Origin of the sequence: Streptomyces sp. NPDC086787 (assembly GCF_044745865.1) — a bacterium.
GTDB lineage: Bacteria > Actinomycetota > Actinomycetes > Streptomycetales > Streptomycetaceae > Streptomyces.
This window is the reverse complement of the sequence record NZ_JBIVBC010000009.1, coordinates 1-21958: the sequence shown is the minus strand read 5'-3', so window position 1 is coordinate 21958 and position 21958 is coordinate 1. Positions and strand designations below refer to the sequence as shown.

Below are 21958 nucleotides of genomic sequence, written 5' to 3'. Positions count from 1 at the left end.
TGCCGACGGGCGGCACACCACCTGGTGTGCCGCCCGTCGGCATGAAGAGGTGCTCAGGTGCGGGGGTGTTGAATGCGTCGCGTGAGCGCGGACCTCGCTGCGCAGGGTGGGCAGGTCGATGTCGAGCACCTGACCGTTCCACTTCGGGGCTCGCCGTTGATGAGGGCGGCGCTGATGTTGCGGGAGCCGGAGCCCAGCACCACGGTGCCGATGGGGCGTTGAGCGGCAGGTTGTTGAGCCCTCGGAGTGGACACCCTGACAATGGATCTTGATGATCCAGGAAGGGACTGTAAATCGTTCGGCTCTGTTCCGTAGTCGGTGGTGACGCTGCGTCCCCATTGTGGGAGGAGGATGCGGTGGCGGAGGAGGTCGAATCCGGCGCGTCCGTGCATCTGCCTCATGATCCGTTTGGTTCGCGTATTGACGCCCTCGGTGCGGCCGTTGTGGAAGGGCAGAGTGAGGCCGGCATCCACGGCGGCGCGGTGGAGCTCGAGACCGCCTGCGAAGGAGTGCAGGTGAGGCAGGGCGGCGGCGCGAACCGACGTGATCCAGTCGGTGAGCTTGGTGTCGTTGCCTTCTGCTGGGCTCAGGAGCTTTGCGAATTCGCCGGTGAGGCGGGCGAGTTCGGTCATTGAGGGGCAGGCTCTGGTGAGTTCGCGCAGGGGAGCGGTGTCCTAATCGCGCAGGTTCTCGGGGCGGGTGAGGAGGAGGCGGGCGAAGCGCTGCGGTGTGGTGGCCCGCCGTTCGCCCTCGGCGTGGCCCTGGGTGATGTAGCGGACCAGGAGGTTCGCACTGCCGGTGTAGCCCAGCTCCTTGATCTCGCGCAGGAGGTGAGTCACGGGCACGGCGGGTTCCTCGGTCCGACGCCGGTGAAGGTGGTCGCGGTAGGGGTCGACGAGCGTGGGTTTGTAGCGGGGCGCGAGGCGGTCGCCGGTGGGCTCCTTCATGCGGGCGTACGGCTTGACGGTGTTCAGGGCGACATATGAGGCGGCGGGCGCATTCGAGCAGGCCGACACGCTGGCCGAGCAGATTGTGGACCTTGTGCCAGCGCTCGCGGGTGGTCTGCTCGCGTACGCCCCCGGGCCGGGCGGGGTTCACCTCGGTGGCCCAGCAGGCAGCGTGGCAACGGACCTCGGCCAGTACCTTCCCGCACAGGTTGGAGCAGAGGTGCCACCTGTCGCTGACCTGCACCGCTTCGGGCAGGGCCTGGCGGATCGCCTCGCCGTAGGTAGCGGAGCCGTCGCGGCATATGTACTCGGCCCCGGGGTGTTCGCGCAGCCAGGCGGTCAGCGTGGGGGAGGTGCGGTCGGGCAGGACGTCGATGCGTTCGCCGGTCTCGGCGTTGATGACCACGGTCGCGTAGCGGTGCCGACGCTAGAGGGCGAAGTCGTCGACCCCGATCACCCGTGGGATCCGCATGGCCGGCGTGGGGATGCGGCCTGAGCAGACGCGGCGTGGGGATGCGGCCTGAGCAGACGCAGGGCGCCGGCGTAGGCGACCGGCACGGCCAGGGACCGGGCGAGGCGGGCGGCCGCCCGGCCGCATAACTCCTTGACCACCTGCGAGAGCTGCCTGGTCAGACGCGTCGTGCGGCGCTGCAGGCGCTGAAGCAGCCCGGGGATCTGCTCCCGGGACGTCTGCCGAGGACAGCCCCGGACCGGGCAGACCAGCCGGCGCACACGAACCCGGACCACCACCCGGCGGCCGTCCACCGGCATGCCTGCCAGTGGTACCCGTGCACCTTCCCCGTCGGCACCCCGCACACCGGGCACGGAACCGGGACATCCCGAGTCCGTGCCGTCACCCGGACCACTTCGCCGCCGCCACATCCTCGACGACCAGCGCCGACAACCCCCAAAACGCCACGTCGACAAGCGAGTTGCCATCATCCACGCCTCATCGTCGCAGAGGAGGACGCAGCGTCACCACCGACTACGGGACAGAGCCGAACGTCCTACAGCCCCAACCGCCGCGCCAAACTCACCCCAGCCGCGAAGATGGCGACACGCGTGCCCGCACTCCCATGCCGCGCCCCGCTTTGCAGTCCTGCAGGTCTGGATACCTAGCCGTCGGACACGCGTAAATCTATGTCGGAAGGAGTAGACATTGGGTGTCGGTGTGGTTACGGTTTCTCTTGTAGCCGAGATCAGTGAGCCCGGCAGAGATGACATGCCGGACAGCAGTAGTGCATGCAGTTGCAGTCCGCAGGGCGGTGCGGTGGTGGAGTTTCGAAGCCAGAGCGGTTGGGACGGTGACGGGGCTGACGACCGGACCGGGTAGCCCGCAGTGATCAGGGGCCGCCGTGTGCAGTACCGGAATGGCAGTACGCAGCAGCGAAGTCGAGCAGTGTCTCGGTGAAGGTGTCGGCTGCGGACGCGCGCACCGGGAAGTTCGGCAGTGTTTCATCCAGAGGGAAGAACGGAGGAGTCGAGCGCCATCAGGATCGCCCGGACGGGGCCTTGCGTCCGGGTACCGCAGGACATCGATAGTGAGGTGGTCTCCGGTCGAGCAACCGCGATCCCCGTACTCCCGGCATCTTCCAGGTCGGGTCGGCGGAAACAGAGAGCCGGCGCAGTGTCAGGGCCGGCAGATGGTGTAACCGTTCCTTCAGGGCCCTGGTGCCGTACGGCACCAGGGCCCCTCGGCGTGCTCAACAGAGAGGTGTAATGACAGCAGACGATTCGTTCGGCCGTCTCGATGACGACGACTACCCCGCTTACACGATGGGCCGTGCCGCCGAGTTGCTCGGGACCACCCCCGGCTTCCTCCGTGCCTTGGGCGAGCACCGTCTGATCACCCCCCTGCGCTCCGAGGGCGGCCACCGCCGCTACTCCCGCTACCAGCTACGCATCGCCGCCCGCGCCCGGGAAATCGTCGACCGGGGCACTCCCATCGAGGCCGCCTGCCGCATCGTCATCCTCGAAGACCAGCTCGAGGAAGCCCAGCGCATCAACACCGAATACCGCCGCGCCGCCGCGCCGGGCATTCCACCAAACGGGGCCTGAGCGGAGAACGTCGGCCTTCTCGAACGTGAGCGGCTCCTCGGCGAGTCGGCCTTTGGAGGAGCGGTGTGAGCATCGCGTCGGCGGACGCCGTGGGGTAGGGCGTGATGTTGGCCCCTTGGGGGCGGGCGGCTGAACGTTATGTGCGCTGGTTGGTCGTCCCAGCCGTCCATGCGCACGGTTATTGCCCTCCTTCGCCCACGGTCGTCGGGGGTATGACCGGCTGTCCGTGACACCAGAGTTGTAGTCCCTCTGGTGGAGGGTCCTCGTCTTTCTGCGTGTTGTGCCTCTAGGGTGGGCGGCATCTGTCGAAGGGAGGTCACCATGTCGGATGAGCCGATGGGCCCGCTGGGTACCGAGATGCGGGAGGTCACGTTCCCGGACCAGTCCCGCGGGATCATTCTGGTGCAGGCGGGGACCCCGCAGGACGAGGCCGACCAGATGGCTGCACGCGTATGGGCGGAGCTGCCGAAAGGCTAGTGCCCTGACGGGAAAGTTCGCCGGGTTGGTGGATGAATCTCGCCCGTCCCCCCTACGTCCGACTGCCCGCCGCCACCCGGACTAAGAACTCCTAACGGAATGAACCGGTGACCCGCTTGGTGCGCCTGAGTGAGTAGATCATTACTCTGCATGGGTGCTGCCCTATGACGAGATGACCCCGCCGGAGCGCGAGCTGTGGGACGCCTTCCCTGAGGGGCGTCGCGTCGACCTGCGCACAGGAGTACCCGACGCGGACGCTCCCGCTGTGGGTGACCGGTGGGGCCCCGACCGTACTGTCCGCGCGGCCGTCGTGGCGACGCTGTTGCTCGGCGCGAACGAAGACCGGTCTGGCACGGTAGCCGCCTTGCGACTCATGGGCGCGCGTATCACCGGTCGTCTCGACCTGTCCGGGGCGGAGATCTGTCACACGTTCTTGCTGCAGGGCTGTCGGCTGGACGAGGCGGTGCAACTGCACGGTGCGACGACCCGGACGATCCAGATAACGGACAGCTGGGTGCCGGGGATCAACGCCGAGCTCGCTCGAATCGAGGGTGACCTGGACCTGAGGCGGTCGACTCTCGAAGGCAGCTCCCTCATTCTCGTCAACGCTCGTATGGCCGGGAATCTGGTGATCTCGGATGCCAGGATCTCGGGCCCGGAAGAGTGGGCGGTGCGCGCGGGCGGCCTCGTCCTGGATGGCGGCGTCTTCGGCCAGCGGCTCACCACGCAAGGCGGACTGCGGCTGCCCGGCGCACAGCTGCTCAGCGGCCTGTTCCTGCAAGGCGCACGGCTGGGGAACACCGCGGGCGTTGCACTTGCCGCAGGAAGTATGGCCGCTTCGACGGTGGACTGCTCCCAGGGGTTCACCGCGCAAGGAGGCGTACTGCTGCGACGGGCCCGAATAGAAGGGCTGCTGACCTTCGAAGGAGCCCATCTGAACGGGGATGGCGTAGCCCTGGACTGCGTATCCATGCACGTGGGCGACTTCGACTACAGAACCGCAGCACCGCTCTCAGGACTGGTGGATCTCCGGTCCGCCCAGGCCACCTGGTGTCAGGACAGCGAGCAGAGCTGGCCGAGGAAGGTGCTCCTGGAAGGGTTCACCTACGGGTCCATCCGATTCGGGGACGCCCCGTCCGCGGCAGGCGACGACGGACCGCCTGCGAGGGACGAGGTGGCCCGTCGCCTGGCCTGGGTCCGCCGGAATCCTGGCTATGTCCCGCAGCCGTACGAGCAACTCGCGGGCTGGTATCGGCAAATCGGCCATGACGATGACGCCCGCCGCGTGCTCCTGGCCAAGCAGCGCCACCGGCGTCTCACCCTGTCCCCGCCGGCCCGGGTATGGGGGCACCTGCTGGACGTGACCGTGGGCTATGGCTATCGGCCCTGGCTGGCTGGCGTCTGGCTCCTCGCGCTGACCCTACTGGGCACGCTGGCCTTCAGCACTCACTCTCCCAGCCCGGTCAAACGAGACGAAGGCAGCCCGTTCCAGCCCCTCGTCTACACGCTTGACCTTTTGATCCCCGTCGGTGGTCTGGGTCAGCGCACGGGGTGGTATTGGCCGAACAGCAGCCTCCAGTGGCTGGCCTACCTGCTGATCGCCTTCGGCTGGATGCTGACGACCGCCATCATCGCCGGTATCACCCGCACCCTGCAGAAAAACTAGTGAGCAATAGTTGAGTTCAGCCGTCGCCAGCAGATCAGTACGCATCCGAGGGTGAGGAAGGTTTCGTGGATGTCGTCGCGGATCTCCCAGCGGATCCGTAGGCGGCGGAACCAGTGCAGATGGGCGAACGCGCGCTCCACGACCCAGCGTTGGGTGCCGAGTCCGGAGCCGTGCTCGGTGCCCCGGCGGGCGATCAGTGGCTTCACGCCGAGATCCCAGACCAGGCGGCGGTACTTGTCGTGGTCATAGCGGCGGTCGGCCAGCACCACGTTCGGGCGGCGCCGGGGCCGGCCGCGCTTGCCCCGCACGGGCGGCACGGCCTGGAGGAGCGGGAGCAGCTGGGTGACATCGTTGCGGTTGCCGCCGGTCAAGGTGACGGCGAGCGGGATGCCGGTGGCGTCGGTGATCAGGTGGTGCTTGCTGCCCGTCCTGCCCCGGTCGACAGGGCTTCGTCCTGTCTTGGAGCCCCCTTTAACGCCCGGATGTGGGAGCCGTCGACCGCCGCACGGGAGAAGTCCAGGACGTTCGCGCTGCGGAGCTCGGCAAGGAGGAGCTCGTGCAGCCGAGGCCACACCCCGGCTGTGGTCCACTCGGCCAGACGGCGCCAGCAGGTCATGCCCGAGCCGAAGCCGAGTTCCTGCGGCAGCTGCTCCCAGGCGATCCCGGTGTGCAGCACGAACACGATGCCCTGGAACACCAGCCGGTCGGGATGCCGTATACGTCCGGGGTGCCGAGCCCGACGCTCGACCTTCGGCAGCAGTGGCTCGACCACCGCCCACAGCTCGTCGTCGACTTCCCATGGCTTCGGCCGCGCCACCCCGCACCCCCAGATAATCCGTCCCGGAGTGATCCAACCATCTTGAAGATCATTTCGTTAGGAGTTCTAAGGCAACCGCGTCCCTACGGAACTCCTTCGGACACGGAGACTGACATCCCACCTGGACATCCCTTCCTGGACCAACAATCCATTCGCAGGGTGCCCACTCTGAAGGGAGAACCTCAGGAATCTGCTGGGCCGCCGTGCTGGACACGCCGATCTACGACGGCCCTCGCGCCCAGACCACCCTGGAACGCTGGCACCAGGTGCACGACCTGCTCGAGAAGGGCCCGTATGACGGTCCAAAATGTGACGGCGCTTCACTTTAAGCCTGATATATCCCGGCTAGGGTGGATGTTGTTATCCCGCGCCTGCGGGCTGGATGGTCACGGATGAGTCACCGGAGGAAAGCCGATGGGCCGACGATGTGTGAGTCTTGGAATGGCGGCGGGAGTACTGCTCGCCGGGGGCATGGCCACTCCGGCGCACGCGGTGACGCCGGTGGCGTGCACGGAAGCGGCGCTGCGCACGGCTATCGACAACTCCAACGCGGGCAGCGGCGACACGCTGTCATTGATCCCGTACTGTGTCTACACCCTCACCGACGTGGGTGGCGGAGCGCTGCCGACTATCACGCAGCCGCTGGTGATCCAGGGGAACAATGCCACCATCAAACGTGACACCGCGGCGTCCAACTTCCGGATCTTCGACGTCGGCGCCACCTCGCTGCAGATGAGCACCCTCACAGTCATGAACGGCAGGGTCACCGGCGATTCAGGCGGCGGGGTGCTCGTGACCACAAGTGGAGGATCCCTGACCGCCACCGACGTGAATTTTCAGGGCAACTCGGCGGTCCAGGGGGGTGCAATCTTCACCGCGAACAGCACGTCGGTCTCTCTCACCGGGGGCACAGTCAACGACAACCGCGCCACCGTCGACGGGGGCGGCATCTGGGCCCTGGGGGCGACCACGGTCACACTGACCTCAGTGAACATGACCGACAACCGCGCCAGCGGCGACGGGGGCGGCGCGTACCTCAACACCAGCACTCCGACGACCTTCATCAACAGCACCATCAGCCACAACACCGCGCAAGCGGCCGGCGGCGGCATCTTCTACGCAGGCAACAACTTGCTGTCCGTCACCGGCACCACGATCGCGGACAACCGGGTGACAGCCAGCACCTCCGGCGGAGGCGGAATTCTCTTCGTTCCGTCCGGGGGGACCGGCATGATCACAGGCTCCACGATCAGCGGCAACACCGTCACCGGCTTCACGAACGACACCACCAGCAACCGGGGCGGCGGCATCCACAGTGAGGCCGGCGCACTCACCCTGAACAACACCCAGGTCACCGGGAACCAACTGGTCGGCGCCTTCGGCCAGGGCGCGGGCATCGCAACGGACGGATCCGGTACAGCGTCCACGCTGACGCTGCAGAACGGCACCACCCTCACCCGCAACCTCGCCTCCGGCCAGTACTCCCAGGGCGGCGGCCTCTACACCGACAACACCTCCAGTCCCGTGACCGTGATGGTGGACGCCTCCCATATTGACGCCAACAAAGTGACCGGCACCGGCTCCGCCGCCGCAGGCATCTACAACAACGGCAGCACCTACTCCTTCACCACCGCCTCCAGCGTGAACAACAACCTCGCCCCGGCCGCCCCCGCACCCGGCGGCGTGTACACCACCGTCGCCATCAACAGCGTCGACGGCGCCACCTTCACCGGCAACACCCCCACCAACTGCGTCTTCAGCCCCCAGCCCGTCACCAACTGCATCGGCTGACACAGGCACTTGGGAGTGTCACGAAAGTAGGGACTGTCAAAGGGTGGCATGAGAGTGCATGGGAGAATTGGCGTCATCTCAGCGTGTGGCGGTGCGGCATCCCGGCCGGTTGGCGGCCATCAGGGCCGGTACGCGATGTGCTCCTCATGGTACGGACCGTCCGCAACATCCGAACGGAGCTGAGCTTAGGCTCCGTTCGGTGGAGACGTTCTGGATTACCGCGATGGCCGTACTGTGGGGTGCCGGTACGGGCCTGCTCATACCGCGCGCCGCGTACCGGCTCTCCGTGCCGCCGGAGCAGCCGTGGCGAACGGACTGCCCGGCGGGGCACCCTCTCGACGGGATCGGGGACGGGCGGCTGGGGCGGGCCCGCTGCACCGACCGGGATACATTTGGGCCGAGCACGCCCACCATCGCCCTGGTGATGGCCGTGGTCTGTGCTGTGCTGGCGGTGGCCACCGGCAGCCGTCCGGAGCTGTTCGTGTGGCTGTTGCTCGCGCCGATTGCCGTGCTGCTTGCCCCGTCGACTTCGCGGTGCACCGGCTGCCCGACGTCGTCACCCTGCCGCTCTCGGCGTCCGCGCTCGCCGGGCTCGGAGGGGCTGCACTGCTACCCGATGCCGACGGCAGTTGGCGCACCGCACTGCTCGGCTCTCTCACGCTCGGCGCCTGTTACCTCGTGTTGTTCCTGATCAACCCTGGGGGCTTCGGCTTCGGTGATGTGAAACTCGCACCTGCGCTCGGGGCCGTCCTGGGCTGGTACGGCTGGGGAATCCTGCTGATCGGCACCTTCGCCGGCTACCTGTTCGGCGCGGTGTACGGCGTCGGCCTCATCCTCGCGCGCCGCGCCGGGCGCAAGACGACGATCCCGTTCGGCCCGTTCCTCCTGGCCGGGGCGTTCGTCGGGATCCTCTTGGGCTCCCACACCCAGTGACTACGGAACGACTCGCGGGTCAGTCGATCGGACGGGGTTGGGGCAGCGGGGAAGGCCCGGAACATCTCCAGCGTCCACGTGACGTCGGAGGGGTCCTGGGCGGGCCCGGGCCTCATGAGTCTCTAACAAGGCGATATGCGCCGACGTCTCCTCGTCGACGCCGCCAGTATGCCGCAGCGGCGAGGGCCCGGTCAGTCCCTCGATCGATGTGACGGGCGCCCCCGCGACGGTCTCCCTATGCGCTCAACTGCAGGAACGGTGCGCTGATCGAGCACTTCCACCAGCTCACCGGCGTGCCCGTCGTCCTGAACACCCCCTTCAACGACCGCGAGCCCATCGTCGAAACTCCCGTCCATGCGCTCGCCACCTTCCAGGCGTGCGATCTGGACGCGGCATGTATCGGCGAATATCTGGTCGAGCGGTCCTGACCCGCCTCCGGCGGCTGCCACACTGGTGGGCGTGACACCCTCCACTCCGCCGCTGAGGGGATGTGGCGCTTCAGGGCTTTCGTGCGTGGCTGAGCGACAGCCTCGGACTCGGGCGCAAGCCAGCCATCATCGTGCCACCGAGCTGGTGCTGCGGGCGGAACCCGTCGAGGCAGAGACGGCAGGCGGACAGGTCCGCGCCTCCAACACGTAGGACCGGAGCGTGATGAGGATCTGTGAAATCGGCTCTGGCCGCAGTTCCGTGAACCACAGCGGCTGGTGCGTCAACAGAGACAGATGCGCCGATCCCCGTCTCTCGACCGTAGGGCATGCTGTTGCGGTGAGTGATCCTCAACCAACATGGCAGGAATGGCTGAACAGCCTGGACGCGCCACGACAGGCTGCCGCGGAATCGCTGCGTGCCCAGTTCAGCACCCTCGGCGTGACCGATCCCGTCGACTTGATCAAGTCGGAGGTCATGGAAGACGTTCCTCAGCTCGCGCGATTCGTGCTGCTACGGAGCCTGTGGCACGGTGCGATCGACGGCTGGACCGACCCTGGATCGCTCGATCAACTGCCAGCCGCGCAACGCCTTCTTGCCGCTGGCTCGGACCGGGAAGATCTTGTTCGTCTGGTCCGAGCCGTTGCCTATGAGGCGGTGTTCGCAACGCTCGACGAGCTGGACTCCGGCGGCGATGTGAACACGTCGGGTGTGGAGGCCGGCCGGATGGTCATGGAGTCGGGCGAAGATGGTTCTCCGACTGGGCGGACCTTGTCGGGCCTGCATGAAGACCTCCTGACAATGGATCCCAGCGGGCGCGACGGAGCTGACCTCTGGCAATAGGGCAGTGATTGGGCGGTTGACGCAGGTCACGACTGGGTGAGAATGGGGGTGTTCACGAGTGGGGCTGACCAGCTGCATACGGTGCCGGTCGGAGATCGTTTCCCGAGCGGCTGGTGATCGTTCCCCGGAAAGCAGGTCGCCGGTCTTTCCGGGCCACGTCTTCCGTGCCGACCATGTGCGGTTCCCGAGCGGGCCGTGATCACGTCTCTGATTCGGCGGTGTAGGCATACACCCGGACCGGATCGAGGTGCAGTTCGTGGGGACCCATGCAGTCCGCGGCAAGGGTTGCTGCGAGTGCTCCGCAGGCGCATGCCATGTTGCGGCCCCCAGTTCCGAGGGGCCCACAGCAGCCCTGGTGGATGCCCAGGGGGGCGTTCAGCTGGAGGTGCGGCGCATCGTCCGGGTGGACGATCACGGAGTTCCGGGGGCCTGCGGGCACCGTGCCGGTCAGTTCAGGCGGCATGAGAAGAGTACGGCTGACGGATACTCTGCCTTGCTGGGAACCTGATTCGACGAAGGGTGCACCCCACGGTTCGGGGTCGACGGCGTAGTAGCCCTGCGGCACGGTCGAAGGCGCGAGCATGGTTCTGAGGTCGCGGTCCCTGTCGTGGACGGAAGCATCGGGGACTTCCGGGAGTTGTTCAAGGTCAGGCGTGAGCTGGGCACCGCACCGCGCACAGTAGAAGACCGTCATGTCGGCCGTTATACCCCGACGTCGCGGGTCCGGCCGCGGTCGGGATGCGGTGATGCCCTTCGATTGCTGTCCCGGGGTCGGCCTTACAGAAGGGTTGTGGATGATGGTGCGATGACGAGCCTCACGGATGACCGCATGAAGGTCCATTTCCGGTTGGAGATGGATGAGGACGGCTGGCCTCCGGCGAGCGTCGAGAGCCTGTGGGCGGTGGATCTCGGCGACGACATGGTGCGGTTGGACAACACGCCCTGGTTCGTACGGGGAGTCTCCAGCGGCGACGTCATCCGGGTGGAGACCGACGATGAAGGCGTCCGCTGGGCTGGTGAGACGGTGCGGGCTTCGGAGAACTGCACAATCCGGTTGATCGTCATGAAGGACGGTGGCTCGGGCGCCGCCCGGCAGACCGTGCTGGAGACATTTCACCGACTTGGCACGACCGGCGAGGGGATCGAGCGGTTCCGGATGGTGGCGTTCGACGTTCCGCCAGACGCGGACTTGCCACGGATTCGGAAGCTATTGGAGCACGGGGATGCCGAAGGATGGTGGCACTGGGAAGAAGGATGCGTCACTGCCGCTTGGCAGGCAACAGCCACTGCCTGACTCTCGTGTCGGCGGCGATCGGCTGCCTTGGATGCCGTGCGCTCAGCCGCGGTTGCTGTCCGCCCATTCGTCGTTGTTCCACATGACGGGCATGGCTCCGACGGGTTCGAACCGGATGTCGGGGTCGTTGCTGTGGACCAGGGCGAAGAAGCGGCGCTGAAGTACGGCCGCGTGCCGGGCTTGGTCAGCGACGATGTCCAGAACGATCTGGGCCGCTCGCGGGCAAGCGGCGGTGAAGTGGTCGTAGTCGGTGATGGACAGGACGAGCCCAGTACCTTCTGGTGAGTCGTCGTAGGGGCCGTAGCAGGTCACATCGCCGAGACAGTCGTTGAGTGCGTCGAGGTTGTGGCCGTAGTAGTCGGGGAACTGCAGCGCGGTGGCAACGTCCCTGTGCATGTCCTGCTCTGAGGCCCACTTACCCGCGGCGAGGTGGACGACGCGGAAGCCGCGCTCTTCGAGCCGCAGTTCGGCTTCTGTGAGGAGCTGTCGGCGCCAGAAGAGTGTGACGAAAGTGTTGTTCGTGTACTCGATGCCGGGAAAGCGGGTCGAGGCAGCGCCAGGTGTTGAGTTCTGGGCGGATTCACTCCGGTATGCGTCCAGGAGGCGGAAGAACTCCTCGACCGGAGTCGAGCCCACGGGGGTGTTGCGTTCGATCTCGGCTGCCCAGGTGAGGGAGCCGGCGATGCCGCGTTGCTCTTGGAGCCAGCGGTTGAAGTCGTCCTCGGGCCAGAAAGCGAAGGGTTTCTCGATGCCGTGCACACCGAGCGCTGCCCGGTAGCCGGTGAGCAAGGACTGCAGCTGCAGGAGCGATCCGCCGGGGACCCACATTCCGGGCCGGAGCCGGATCTGATTCAGGAAGTCGTACACGTCCGTGCAGTCCTGCCAGTGCTTGGCAGTGACGTGTGGGCTGTCTTCGGTCGGCATGGCCCGACCCTACGGGGCGGAAGGGTGTTGTCGTCGCTCGGAGGGGTGTGGGTGCCTTGTGATCGCATGCAGTCAGTTGGCGGCACCTGCGGTCACCTTCTGCGATCTCTGCGGCCTTCCTTTACGCGGGCCAGGCCGGTCAGGTCGTAGTTGAGTTGGGCGAGGATTCCCTCGTCGCGCCAGGCGGTGTAGTAGAAGTAGACCGTGTGGCCCTCTGGCGGCTGTTGCATGGCGTCGCCCCGGACCGCGTACTCCTCGCCACCGAGAGACAACACGGGAGACGACGGGACTGGACGTGAATAAGAGGACGCCCGGCAGGAAACGGGGACTCGCCGTCGACGTGCTGGGCCTGATCATCGGCGTGGTGATCCTCGCAGCGAGCGCGCACGACAACGAGGCCGGCATCGCCCTGCTGGACCAGGCGGCCGAACGATGCGGGATGGGCCTGGAGAAAGTCCTGGTCGACCAGGGTCCGGGACGCGGTGGACCTGGTTGAAGCGGGGACACGACACCGCGGGCGAGGGCCCGCCAGCCGGGCACTGGAGTCTGATCACGCCTACCAGGAAGGCCGCGTGGTGGAGGAGCGGACTGCCTGGTTCGCAATCGCTGCAGCGGCTGCCGGTGAGCAACGACAGGGGAATGCCCGGGAGTGAACCAGGGCCGCAAGGTTGCGGCAGGGGAGGTGGCACCGCCGAGGGACTACCAATCGACTCGGCGGTGCCGGTGCGTGAGCGCCATCTACCAGGTGGCTCCGCGCGTTTCGAGCGCTACGACCACCGCCCCGACAACGCGGCCTCCCGCGTCTACTGGGCTTCGACCGCCGGCATGCTCCGTCGGCTCACCACCCCTGCTCCCTCCTGGTGGGACGACGTGGAGCTGGCCGCGTGAACGTCCACGAACTCCAACGTGGAGCGGCTGCTGCACGTGGTCGGCAGGCTGGCGCTGTGGGCCGAGGCAACGGGGATCGAGCGGTCCGCGGACGCGTGGCTGCGCAACGAAGTGCCGCCGGTGGACGAGGCGACCGCGGCACGGGCTCGGCCAGAAGGAACGGGCCGAACGGGATCGTCGTCTTGGGCCCGGCGCGGCGCGCGAGGATGAGGCCGACGCCGTACACCGCGCCGAACAGAAAGGTGAGCCGGTCACCCTTCACGGCCAGGGCCAGCACGTGCGCTGGTGGTGTTTATGCTCCGGCAATCGGTCTGCGCGAGTGTGAGGCATGATGGGTCTTCGTGATCAGGCTGAGTGTCACGGGGCGTCTGTGCCGAAGGCGCTTTGAGGGAAATGGCGGGGCGGGCAGAGAGCCGTCCGCGCTACGGGTCGCGACCGCCTGCCCGTAGCTCGTCGACTTCGACGGCCTGATCCTCCCGGGCCGCCCCAAAACCAACTGAATGAAAACGGCCATACCGTCCGGTAAAGTCGCAGCTCAGCAAGTGTCGGCCCCGCGCCCGCAGGGATGCTCCAGCGGGCTCGGGCCCGCGGCGGTACGGACCGCGGTCGGCCCCGCGCTCGCAGGGATGCTCCGATCCAACGCGTCCGCACCAACCGCGCGGCGTTGTCGGCCCCGCGCCCGCGGGGATGCTCCCTTCTGCGGACCCCGGATCTGGGGAGCGGGGGAGTGATGGCGGCACGTCAGCGGCGGCGGTTGAAGAAGCAGACCCGCAGGCAGTTGCAGGTCTGGGGCGCGGTGGCGGCCGGCCTCGCCGTGGTGTGGGTGGCCGGGAACTGGTCGACGGTGTGGCCCGTCCTGGTGACGATGCTTTGTTGGAGGTGGGTTGCCGACGAATGGCACAAAGCCTGGATGTCGCCGCCAGCCTTCTTGTGTAGCGGCGCCTTGGTGATGTCCATGGCCCAGGTCGATGCCCTGACGTGGCAGGAGTTCGAGACGTACATCGCGGAGCTGTGCCGGCGGGACGGCTGCAGAGAGGTCGTCGTCAGCGGCAAGAGCGGCGACCTGGGCGCGGACGTCGTCGGCTACCTGGCCGACGGCCGCAAGCTGGTCATCCAGTGCAAGAAGTACGCCGCGCACCGGAGCGTGCCCTCGCAGGACATGCAGAAGTTCGTCGGCACCGCCCGCCTCGAGCACGGCGCCGACGTCGCCCTGTTCGTCACCACCTGCAGCGCGTTCACCAGAGACGCACTCGGCCTGGCGCTGCGCCAGGACATCGTGGCCCTGCACCGCGACCTGCTGGGCTCCTGGGTCAAAGGCGCTCACCTGGAGAGCCTGATCCTGCTCAACGGCAGCGGCACCGGGCGGCGCCCCAGATGACGGACGGCAGGGCCCGGCGGGAGATCCGCCGGGCCCTGCCTCTTGTCGTACGCCCTCCGGGCCGCGAGAGTCGTCATCGTCGGGAGGAAGTCCAGTGGCTGACCTGTTGGCCGTGCCACCTTGCGGAGGTGCCCCGCTGTAACGGGGCCTCCTGCGTTCTGCGGTGCGTGTCCGGACCGTGGACCTGCGCCTCTCTTGTACGCGCGCGCTCGCGTCCGCGGACACGAGCGCCCACGCGCACGTGGGAACGAGTTCATGGTCTCGGAGGCGTGCAGCATCGGCATGACCCCGGTCACCAACCCTGGCCTCGAGGCCCTGACCCGCTCCCGCCTGGTCCACGTCGACCAGTTCTACCTGCGCGCCGACACCATCGCCGCGGCGAACGCGGCCCTGATCGAGGCCCAGTCCGACGTGCCGATCGTGCAGTTCTGGGGCGACGGGCTGCTGGCCTCGGTCGACGGACTGCGGTTCGTCGTCCCCGTCCGCACGATCAGCGCGGCGCCCTCCCCGAAGTACTTCGGGTTCAAGCGCGGCATCACCTGGCTCAACGCCGTCAACGACCAGGTCGCGGGCATCGGGCAGATGGTCGTCCCCGGCACTCCGCGCGACTCCTTGCACATCCTGGACGCGCTGCTGAACCTGGACGGTGGCGTGAAACCGGAGATGGTGGCCACCGACAACGCCTCGTACTCCGACATCGTGTTCGGGATCTTCAAGATCCTGGGCTACAACTTCAGCCCCCGGTTCAAGGACCTGGACGACCAGCGGTTCTGGCGGGCGACGATGCCCGGGGTGGAGACGGGCACGTACGGGGTGCTGGAGCCGCTCGCCCGTAACCGCGTCAACCTGAAGAAGATCGAGACGTGGTGGCCGAACATGCTCCGGGTCGCGGGCTCCCTGGTCATCAACCAGGTCCGGGCGTACGACCTGCTGCGGATGTTCGGCCGCGAGGGCCACCCCACGCCGCTGGGGCAGGCGCGCATCCTCCAGCGGGCCAACGACAAGCTCGGCACGAACTGGACCTTGCACGACGCTCGCCACACGGCGGCGGTCAGGATGGCGGGAGACGAGCGGCTCACCCTCGCCGAGGTGCAGACGATCTTGCGGCACGCCCACCTCGACACCACCGGGCGCTACCTGACGGCCCGCGTGGAGGACCTGCACGACAAGCTCCAGGAGCACTACACCAAGCCCCGCCCCCCGCGTTCCTTCACCGCTGGGTACGACCCGGACGACATCAAGGCGGTGTTCGGTGGCTGAACCCGGCACCCTGAACCAGCCGACCAGCAGGAAGGGCGTCAGCCGCTTCGTCAGCGTGAACGCCGCCCATGCCCCTGCCCCCGCTGTTCCGCCGCGTCCCCAGGGCGATCTGACCCGTGCCTCCGTCGAGGAGATCGCGCAGGCGGTGCGCACGACCTGGCCGACGAAGTCGGCCGACAATCGGTGGAACCGAAGCCGCGGCGCCCGGGGCCTCCTGCAGCACCTGAGCCAGTTCCCGGGCGATACCTGGCAGGAGAGGTGGGAGGCCAGCGGGTTCAACCAGGGCGGCAACCCCGTGTCCGTCCTGCGATCGGCTCCCAGAGAGAGAAGTCAGATCGGCACCGGCGCTGCCTGCCTGATGTGTCTACGGATCATCCAGCCCTCACTGGACGCATTCCGGTCGAACACCTTCCTCTACTACGGGCAGCGCTTCCTCGCCGCCCAGAACGACCCGCTGCTGGAGCAGTTCTGGGCCGAGACCCAGGCCACGCCGGTGAACCCGATCCAGCACGGGACCGCACTCTTCGACATCGCGGTCACCCTCACCACGCAGGGCATCGCCCTGGCCGACCTGACTCCTGAGGCATTCCTGCACTACGCGTGGGAGTGCCGCCGCCAGGGGCTGGTCCTGGGGGCACGCGGAGCCGGCAGCAGGTTCCCCGGACACCTGGCCTGGCAAGTGCTCCACACGATGGGCCACTTCCCCTCCCATGGGTCGGCGACGCTGAAGGCGGCCCTGCTCAACGGGCGGTCGACGGTCGAAGAACTGGTCGACCGCTACAAGATCCGCAATACGGGGGTCCGGCACCTGCTCGTCGCCTACCTGGAACGACGCAAGCCCGAACTGGACTATTCGACGCTGGACAACTTGTCCCGCCACCTGGCCAGCAACTTCTGGGCGACCGTCGAACAACTCGCCCCCAACCAGACCGACCTGCGCATCGACGGCGAGCTCTACCAGCGGTGGCGGGACCGGGTCGCGATTCGCGTGGACGGCAAAGGGCGGCGCGACTTCGATCCCATCCTGCGGGCAGTCCGCGCCTTCTACGCCGATCTGCAGGTGTGGGCAGCGGCGGAGCCCGAGCAGTGGGCGATGTGGGTGGCACCCTGTCCGGTCTCGGACGCCGAGGTCCGCGGTTACGGGGTCCGTAAACGACGCGTCAAGGAACGCATGGATGATCGCACCAGGCAACGGCAACCGCTGTTGAACACTCTCCTGGAACACCTGGAGAACCGGTACGGCCACCTCCGTGACCTACTATCGCAGGCCGCGGACATGCCCGGCGGGCAGACCGTCACGCTGGAGGGTCGCACCTACCGGCGCCTGTGGAGCCGGGTGGATGAACGCCGCGTCCGGCTCGGAGGGCTGGCGAACGTCCGCGTCCTCGATCTGGAGAGCGGCAAGAACATCAACGTCACGCATGCCGAGGACGCTGCCTTCTGGGAGTGGGCGATCGTTGAGGTCCTGCGGCACTCAGGCGTGCGCATCGAGGAGGCCCTGGAACTCACCCATCTCAGCATCCGGCAGCATCAACGGCCCTACGGCGAGGTCATCGCCTTGCTGGTGGTCGCTCCTTCGAAGAGCGACCGGGAACGCGTCATCCCGATGTCCGCTGAGCTGTTCGCCGTCATCGCGGCCATCGTCCGCCGCCACACCACCGGCAGCCGGGCCATCCCGCTGCTGCCTCGCTACGACCCGAAGGAACGTCAGAGCAGCGCGCCCATGCCGTTCTTGTTCCAACGCAAGATCGGCACCAAGCACGAGGTCATGTCGGACACCACCGTGGTGAACATGCTGAAGCGCCACTGCGTCGAGCTCGCCGAACAGCACCCCGGCTTCCTTGCGACCAGCTTTACCCCGCACGACTTTGGCCGACTCCTGGCCACGGAACTGGTCAACAGCGGGCTCCCGATCCACGTCGGAGCAGCCCTACTCGGACATTTGAATCCTCAAACAACTCGTGGCTACGTCGCTGTGTTCAACGAGGACGTTGTCCGGCGCTACCAGGGATTTCTCGACCGGCGCCGCCAGGCCAGGCCAACCGACGAGTACCGGCCGGTCACCGCACCCGAATGGCTCGGCTTCGAGGAGCACTTCGACCAGCGCAAAGTCGAGCTGGGAGGATGCGCACGCCCCTACTCGACACCTTGCCAGCACGAGCACGCCTGCCTGAGATGTCCCATGATCAACATTAATCCGAAGATGCTGCCCCGCCTCGACGAGATCGAGGTCGACCTTCTGGCCCGCCGGGCCCGGGCCGAAGCAGAGGGATGGCTCGGTGAGATCGAAGGGATCGACCTCCCCTTGTCCTTCCTGCGGCAGAAGCGAGACCAGACCCGTCGGCTCGCCAGGGTCGCGCCAGTCGACCTCGGCATACCCGGCATCGCGCCGCGATCAGCGGCCAGGCGAGAATGAGGGGATGTATTGCCTGCAGGCGGTCATCGCCACCGAATCCGTGCTCCGAGAGTTGGCCGGTTCCACGGCTGGGGCGTGCATCGTTCCTCTCGGCCAGCAACTCTGGCTCCTGCCGATGACCGACGCGCTGTTCGATGCGGTCACGGTCGCCGGAGCAGCCGAACTCGACGGGTTCTGGAAGGCACCGGCGGGCCTTGATCGCCTGCTGGCCACGTGCTCGGAGACAGGGCCGGTGGCCTACATCGAGGCCGATTACTTCGGCGGGGCAGGAACCCAGGCCGCCCAGGTCTGGGATGCAGGCCAGGTAGTCCTTGGCCCATTGCGCCTGGTCGAAGGGGGGACGTCGCCGACGACCGGCACTCCTATCTCTCAGGCGCTGCGGTGGCTCGGCGCCGCCAAGGGCGATCACGCCGACGAGTTCGCCGCAGTCGGCCTCGGCCCTCGTCGCGACACAGGCGACTGGCTCTCACCCAGAACCCGGTGAAGCCCGTCGGGCCGACCACTTGACTTGGTGCAGAGAAGCCGTCAAACGCCCTGGCTAGGCGAGCACCCACTGGGGCGGGTGTCCGGGGTCGGCCAGGCAGGTGAAAACGTGCAGGTCCCGGTCCCGGCCGAAGCGGAGCCGAGTGGGCTGGGCAACGGATTGGCCACCCCGGATCGACGTCTTCCCGCTCAGTGTCGGGTCACGGTCTTCCAGTGGCATCCAGCTGTGCGAGCCGGCGTCCATCTCGTAGCCCTCCGCTGTCAGCAGCAGCCGCATGCGGGTTGCGCAGGACGCGCAGTCGATGGTCCTCGGGCCCGTCGACGCCCAGCTGGGGAAGCCACCGACGCGCCAGCCGGGCGGGATCGACAGGTCGTACTGGTAGCTGGGGGCGTTGGGGCCGTGTTCCGCTACCTGGGCGTCGTCCCACGCGTCGATGCGCGCGATCAGCGAGGCGGGCAGCGTGTCGTCCTCCGCCCAGGGGTAGGTGTCCACCTCTTCCGGGTGCAGGACGCAGGGCTCGGGGAGTTCGTGTTCCCCTCGGAGCAGGGGGACGTGGGGCGGATCAACAAGGAAGCGTTCCGCTTGCTCGGTTTGCCCGGCCTGTCGCCACCGCAGGTGGTAGCGGCGCTCCAGGTGGGGGCCGTGGGTGAAGGGGCAGCGGAAGAGCTGCACCAGGTCCGCGTTGTCGGGTCCGCAGGCAAGGCCCGGGATGTCACGGTGGAAGAACTGGGCCAGCCCCACGAAGGGCACCGGGCCGTCCAGTCCGGGAGTTGCTGCGGGGGGCCATGGCCGGCTCGGCGGCCAGACCCCTGCGGCCCGGGCGCTGCGGATCTCCTCCGGTGCGTAGCCCTCGCTCTCGCGCCGGTGCGGCTCGTGGCAGAGCGGCCAGGGTTCGCTGTCCGGCCACAGCATCGGCCCGCCGACGTGACTGTCGTGCATGCCGGGCCGCCCCGGTCTGGGGTGCAACCGGGTTGTCCGAGCCCGGTAGTGGGCCAGCTCCGGGGACACGGCCTCTACAGACACCGGTCTGGCCGGCGTGGTCCTCGTCATGCGCAGACCGTACGCGGTCGGGCAAACGACGGGCGAGCGGATTGCCGCCGTCCCCAACCCTTGCCGCCTCGGGCCCGGCGGTCCAGGAGCTCGATCACTCGCGTTTCCGAACGTAGGAGCCGCTCGCGCTGGTCAGGAGGCAGAGAGGCAAGGAGGTCGACAAGGAATTGCTGCCGCGGAACGTAGACCATGTTGCCGGAGTAGACCCTGCAGCTGGAACACCAAGGGAGCCCGATGCAGCGCTCGAACATGGAGGACTCGGGCGGATGGAAGCGATACTGATACGAGCAGACGGGTATTCTGCAAGAGGCGCAGACCCGTCGATCACCGTCTGGAACCGTGCTCCAGTCTGTTACCTGCCGCCAACGCTCTCGCCCGGCCGGTGCTCTTCAAGTCGTCATGCCGAACATTCTCCCTCACGGAGTTCACGCAGCGCAGCCGTCCGAGGAAGACCCTCCGCGATCGCCTCGCTTGACTTGGTGCAGAGAAGGTTCCTGTGGGCCGTCGACGTCCAGTGGGACCGGGCCGGACGGACGGAGGCCCGAGACTTCGCACTGTGGCTGAAGATGGTCAAGAAGCCGCCGCGACTCCGGCGGCCGGACGCCCCGGCGCCCGGGTCGGTCAACCCGGTGACCGGCAAGCGGTACGCGGGCGAGAACTACGCCGCACGCACCCGGAGGCACGCGCGGGCAGTCGTCCGCAGCTTCTACGAGTACCACCGCGACATGCACGGGCGTCCGCTGCTCAACCCGTTCCCGAAGACCAAGCGCGCCGAGGACGAGCACCTCAACGCCCATCACAACCCGATGCACGCCTTCAAGCACCCTGTCCGCCGGGCCCGCTACCAACCGAAGGAACCACGGCGAACCCCGCGCGGCATCCCCGACCAGGCATTCAACGAACTGTTCGCGGCCCTGCCCTCGCACCGCGACCGCGCACTGGTCGCCTTCTACATCTCGGCCGGCCCGCGTGCCTCGGAGCTCCTCGCCGTCAGCCGGGACCGGGTCAGCCCCGGTGACCAGACGATCGGTGTCATCCGAAAGGGCTCCCGGGCCCTGCAATGGATCCCCGCCTCCAGCGACGCGTTCGTATGGCTGGGGCTCTACCAGCAGCAGATCCGCCCGCAGGCCCTCGACGGGCCGGAGGAGCCTCTGTGGTGGACCCTCCGGCGCCCGATCAGGCCGCTGAGGTACGACGCGGCCCGCATGGTGTTCACCCGGGCCAACGAGACCTTGGGAGCGAACTGGACCCTGCATGGCCTGCGGCACAGCGCGGCCAAACGCATGGTGCGCGACCCCCAGCTCTCGCTCACCGACGTTCAATGGGTGGCATGATCCCGCTGCTGGGCGGACAAGTCGTACGCCCCGCCTACCGGTGGCTACTGCGCCAGCGCCCTTCACAGCTGCTGGCGCACATCCGCAGCGTCACCGATCCCGACGGTTTCGCGGCGCTCAAGGACCAGTACACGGCCACCGGCCACGCGGGATCCAACGACTGCAACAACGCACTCAACCGCGTCACCTGGATCGTGACCCACAAGGGCGGCACCATCCACGAAGTTACTATCGGCGACTGCGTCGAGCTGCAGCACGCCATCGGCGAGCACCAGACCAACGGCTACCACGGCAAGCACCTCTTCTACGCGCTCCTCGCGAGCCTCGGCGTCTTCGGCCCCAATGCCCCAACACGGCTGAAGACCGTGATGCTGTCAGGGCAGTTGACACCGGAAGCCCTGGTCGACCGGCAGGGCATCACCTGCACCGCGATACGCGACCTCCTGGTCGACTACCTCACCGAGCGCGCGGTGGACGTCGACTACACCACGCTGGAGGACATGGCCCGCACCCTGGCCGGACTGTTCTGGCGAGACCTGGAGAAACACCACCCCGGCATCGACTCGCTGCGGCTGGACACCGACACCGTCACCGCCTGGCGGGAGCGCGTCCGCATGGTCCGTGACCGGCGCGGCACCCCCATCCGGCCGCGGGTCAACGCACACACCGTGTTCAGCTGGGTCCGCACGTTCTACCAGGATCTCGCCCGCTGGGCCGCCGACGAACCGACGCGCTGGGGCCCGTGGGTGGCACCCTGCCCGGTCCGCGACAGCGACACCGACCACAGCAAGAACCGCGCCCGCCGCAAGGCGGCCATGGATCAGCGCACCCGCACCCTGCTGCCCGCACTCCCGGCCCTGGTCAAAGCCGTCGAGCGCTAGTGTCCTGCGCCAGTAGTTGATCGTTAGTAGTTGTGTGACTTCTGCTGCTGATGCGTCAGTTCCTCGTCGAGGCCCGAAGCTGGAACCATTG

General features: G+C 67.5%; 17 protein-coding genes and 6 pseudogenes. 16 read left to right on the top strand and 7 right to left on the bottom strand.

Annotation, left to right across the window (positions count from 1 at the left end; all coding sequences use genetic code 11):
* Window positions 1-344: 344 nt before the first annotated feature.
* Window positions 345-1893, bottom strand: a pseudogene (locus ACIPK3_RS21555) (ISL3 family transposase); the annotation flags it as partial.
* 773 nt (window positions 1894-2666) lie between these two features.
* Here ACIPK3_RS21555 and ACIPK3_RS21550 point away from each other — a divergent pair.
* From ACIPK3_RS21550 to ACIPK3_RS21540, 3 genes are all read left to right on the top strand, one after another.
* On the top strand, window positions 2667-3005 hold the full coding sequence (locus ACIPK3_RS21550; protein WP_402571910.1) for a MerR family transcriptional regulator: 339 nt from the start codon (window positions 2667-2669) through the stop codon (window positions 3003-3005).
* A 321-nt stretch (window positions 3006-3326) separates the two neighbouring features.
* A complete protein-coding gene (locus tag ACIPK3_RS21545) occupies window positions 3327-3482 on the top strand; it encodes a hypothetical protein (protein ID WP_402571908.1) in 156 nt (51 codons plus the stop codon).
* A 154-nt stretch (window positions 3483-3636) separates the two neighbouring features.
* Window positions 3637-5148: an oxidoreductase gene (locus tag ACIPK3_RS21540; protein WP_402571906.1), complete on the top strand. Its 1512-nt coding sequence runs from the start codon at window positions 3637-3639 to the stop codon at window positions 5146-5148.
* Here ACIPK3_RS21540 and ACIPK3_RS21535 read toward each other — a convergent pair.
* Window positions 5145-5965 (bottom strand): IS5 family transposase gene (locus ACIPK3_RS21535; RefSeq protein ID WP_402571904.1). Its coding sequence is split into 2 segments (ribosomal slippage): window positions 5145-5623 and window positions 5623-5965, totalling 822 coding nucleotides; the frame shifts between segments, so codons are not numbered across the junction. The two genes, ACIPK3_RS21540 and ACIPK3_RS21535, sit on opposite strands and share 4 nt — an antisense overlap.
* Window positions 5966-6394: 429 nt before the next feature.
* On the opposite strand from ACIPK3_RS21535, the gene ACIPK3_RS21530 reads away from it, so the two are divergent.
* The 4 genes and pseudogenes from ACIPK3_RS21530 to ACIPK3_RS21515 all read left to right on the top strand — a co-directional run bounded on the left by ACIPK3_RS21530 (window position 6395) and on the right by ACIPK3_RS21515 (window position 9958).
* Window positions 6395-7756: a beta strand repeat-containing protein gene (locus tag ACIPK3_RS21530; RefSeq protein WP_402571902.1), complete on the top strand. Its 1362-nt coding sequence runs from the start codon at window positions 6395-6397 to the stop codon at window positions 7754-7756.
* Between the two features lie 223 nt (window positions 7757-7979).
* Window positions 7980-8689: pseudogene (locus tag ACIPK3_RS21525) on the top strand (prepilin peptidase).
* Window positions 8690-8952: 263 nt separating this feature from the next.
* Entirely contained in the window at window positions 8953-9117 is a 165-nt protein-coding gene (locus tag ACIPK3_RS21520; RefSeq protein WP_402572307.1) for a carbamoyltransferase C-terminal domain-containing protein, read from the top strand.
* Between the two features lie 337 nt (window positions 9118-9454).
* Window positions 9455-9958 carry a hypothetical protein gene (locus tag ACIPK3_RS21515; RefSeq protein ID WP_402571900.1) on the top strand — a complete coding sequence of 168 codons (504 nt, stop codon included), beginning with the start codon at window positions 9455-9457 and terminating at the stop codon, window positions 9956-9958.
* A 199-nt stretch (window positions 9959-10157) separates the two neighbouring features.
* Here the strand turns inward: ACIPK3_RS21515 and ACIPK3_RS21510 are convergent, their stop codons facing one another.
* Entirely contained in the window at window positions 10158-10652 is a 495-nt protein-coding gene (locus tag ACIPK3_RS21510) for a hypothetical protein (protein WP_402571898.1), read from the bottom strand.
* A 111-nt stretch (window positions 10653-10763) separates the two neighbouring features.
* On the opposite strand from ACIPK3_RS21510, the gene ACIPK3_RS21505 reads away from it, so the two are divergent.
* Window positions 10764-11252: a DUF4265 domain-containing protein gene (locus ACIPK3_RS21505; protein WP_402571897.1), complete on the top strand. Its 489-nt coding sequence runs from the start codon at window positions 10764-10766 to the stop codon at window positions 11250-11252.
* A gap of 42 nt (window positions 11253-11294) precedes the next feature.
* Here ACIPK3_RS21505 and ACIPK3_RS21500 read toward each other — a convergent pair whose 3' ends face one another.
* Together ACIPK3_RS21500 and ACIPK3_RS21495 are read right to left on the bottom strand one after the other, a co-directional pair.
* Entirely contained in the window at window positions 11295-12176 is an 882-nt protein-coding gene (locus tag ACIPK3_RS21500) for a barstar family protein (RefSeq protein WP_402571895.1), read from the bottom strand.
* A 107-nt stretch (window positions 12177-12283) separates the two neighbouring features.
* Window positions 12284-12388, bottom strand: a pseudogene (locus tag ACIPK3_RS21495) (IS5/IS1182 family transposase); the annotation flags it as partial.
* A gap of 62 nt (window positions 12389-12450) precedes the next feature.
* Here ACIPK3_RS21495 and ACIPK3_RS21490 point away from each other — a divergent pair.
* Window positions 12451-12791: pseudogene (locus tag ACIPK3_RS21490) on the top strand (transposase); the annotation flags it as partial.
* A 141-nt stretch (window positions 12792-12932) separates the two neighbouring features.
* Window positions 12933-13064: pseudogene (locus ACIPK3_RS21485) on the top strand (IS5/IS1182 family transposase); the annotation flags it as partial.
* Window positions 13065-13805: 741 nt separating this feature from the next.
* On the opposite strand, the gene ACIPK3_RS21480 reads toward ACIPK3_RS21485, so the two are convergent.
* Complete coding sequence (locus tag ACIPK3_RS21480) at window positions 13806-14021, bottom strand: hypothetical protein (RefSeq protein ID WP_402572336.1); 216 nt, start codon at window positions 14019-14021, stop codon at window positions 13806-13808.
* On the opposite strand from ACIPK3_RS21480, the gene ACIPK3_RS21475 reads away from it, so the two are divergent.
* The 4 genes and pseudogenes from ACIPK3_RS21475 to ACIPK3_RS21460 all read left to right on the top strand — a co-directional run bounded on the left by ACIPK3_RS21475 (window position 13930) and on the right by ACIPK3_RS21460 (window position 18602).
* A complete protein-coding gene (locus ACIPK3_RS21475) occupies window positions 13930-14442 on the top strand; it encodes a restriction endonuclease (RefSeq protein WP_402572305.1) in 513 nt (170 codons plus the stop codon). The two genes, ACIPK3_RS21480 and ACIPK3_RS21475, sit on opposite strands and share 92 nt — an antisense overlap.
* A 255-nt stretch (window positions 14443-14697) precedes the next feature.
* Window positions 14698-15420 (top strand): annotated as a pseudogene (locus ACIPK3_RS21470) (Tn3 family transposase); the annotation flags it as partial.
* Between the two features lie 427 nt (window positions 15421-15847).
* Window positions 15848-18118, top strand: a complete 2271-nt coding sequence (locus ACIPK3_RS21465; RefSeq protein ID WP_402571893.1) for a tyrosine-type recombinase/integrase — start codon at window positions 15848-15850, stop codon at window positions 18116-18118.
* A gap of 4 nt (window positions 18119-18122) precedes the next feature.
* Window positions 18123-18602, top strand: coding sequence for a hypothetical protein (locus ACIPK3_RS21460; protein ID WP_402571891.1), 480 nt, complete (start codon window positions 18123-18125; stop codon window positions 18600-18602).
* A gap of 54 nt (window positions 18603-18656) precedes the next feature.
* Here the strand turns inward: ACIPK3_RS21460 and ACIPK3_RS21455 are convergent, their stop codons facing one another.
* Window positions 18657-19625, bottom strand: coding sequence for a hypothetical protein (locus ACIPK3_RS21455; RefSeq protein ID WP_402572304.1), 969 nt, complete (start codon window positions 19623-19625; stop codon window positions 18657-18659).
* A gap of 506 nt (window positions 19626-20131) precedes the next feature.
* On the opposite strand from ACIPK3_RS21455, the gene ACIPK3_RS21450 reads away from it, so the two are divergent.
* Window positions 20132-20986 (top strand): tyrosine-type recombinase/integrase, encoded by an 855-nt coding sequence (locus ACIPK3_RS21450; protein WP_402572302.1) that lies wholly within the window; start codon window positions 20132-20134, stop codon window positions 20984-20986.
* Window positions 20983-21867 carry a hypothetical protein gene (locus ACIPK3_RS21445; protein ID WP_402571889.1) on the top strand — a complete coding sequence of 295 codons (885 nt, stop codon included), beginning with the start codon at window positions 20983-20985 and terminating at the stop codon, window positions 21865-21867. The genes ACIPK3_RS21450 and ACIPK3_RS21445 overlap by 4 nt, the downstream gene beginning before the upstream one ends.
* Window positions 21868-21958 lie beyond the last annotated feature (91 nt).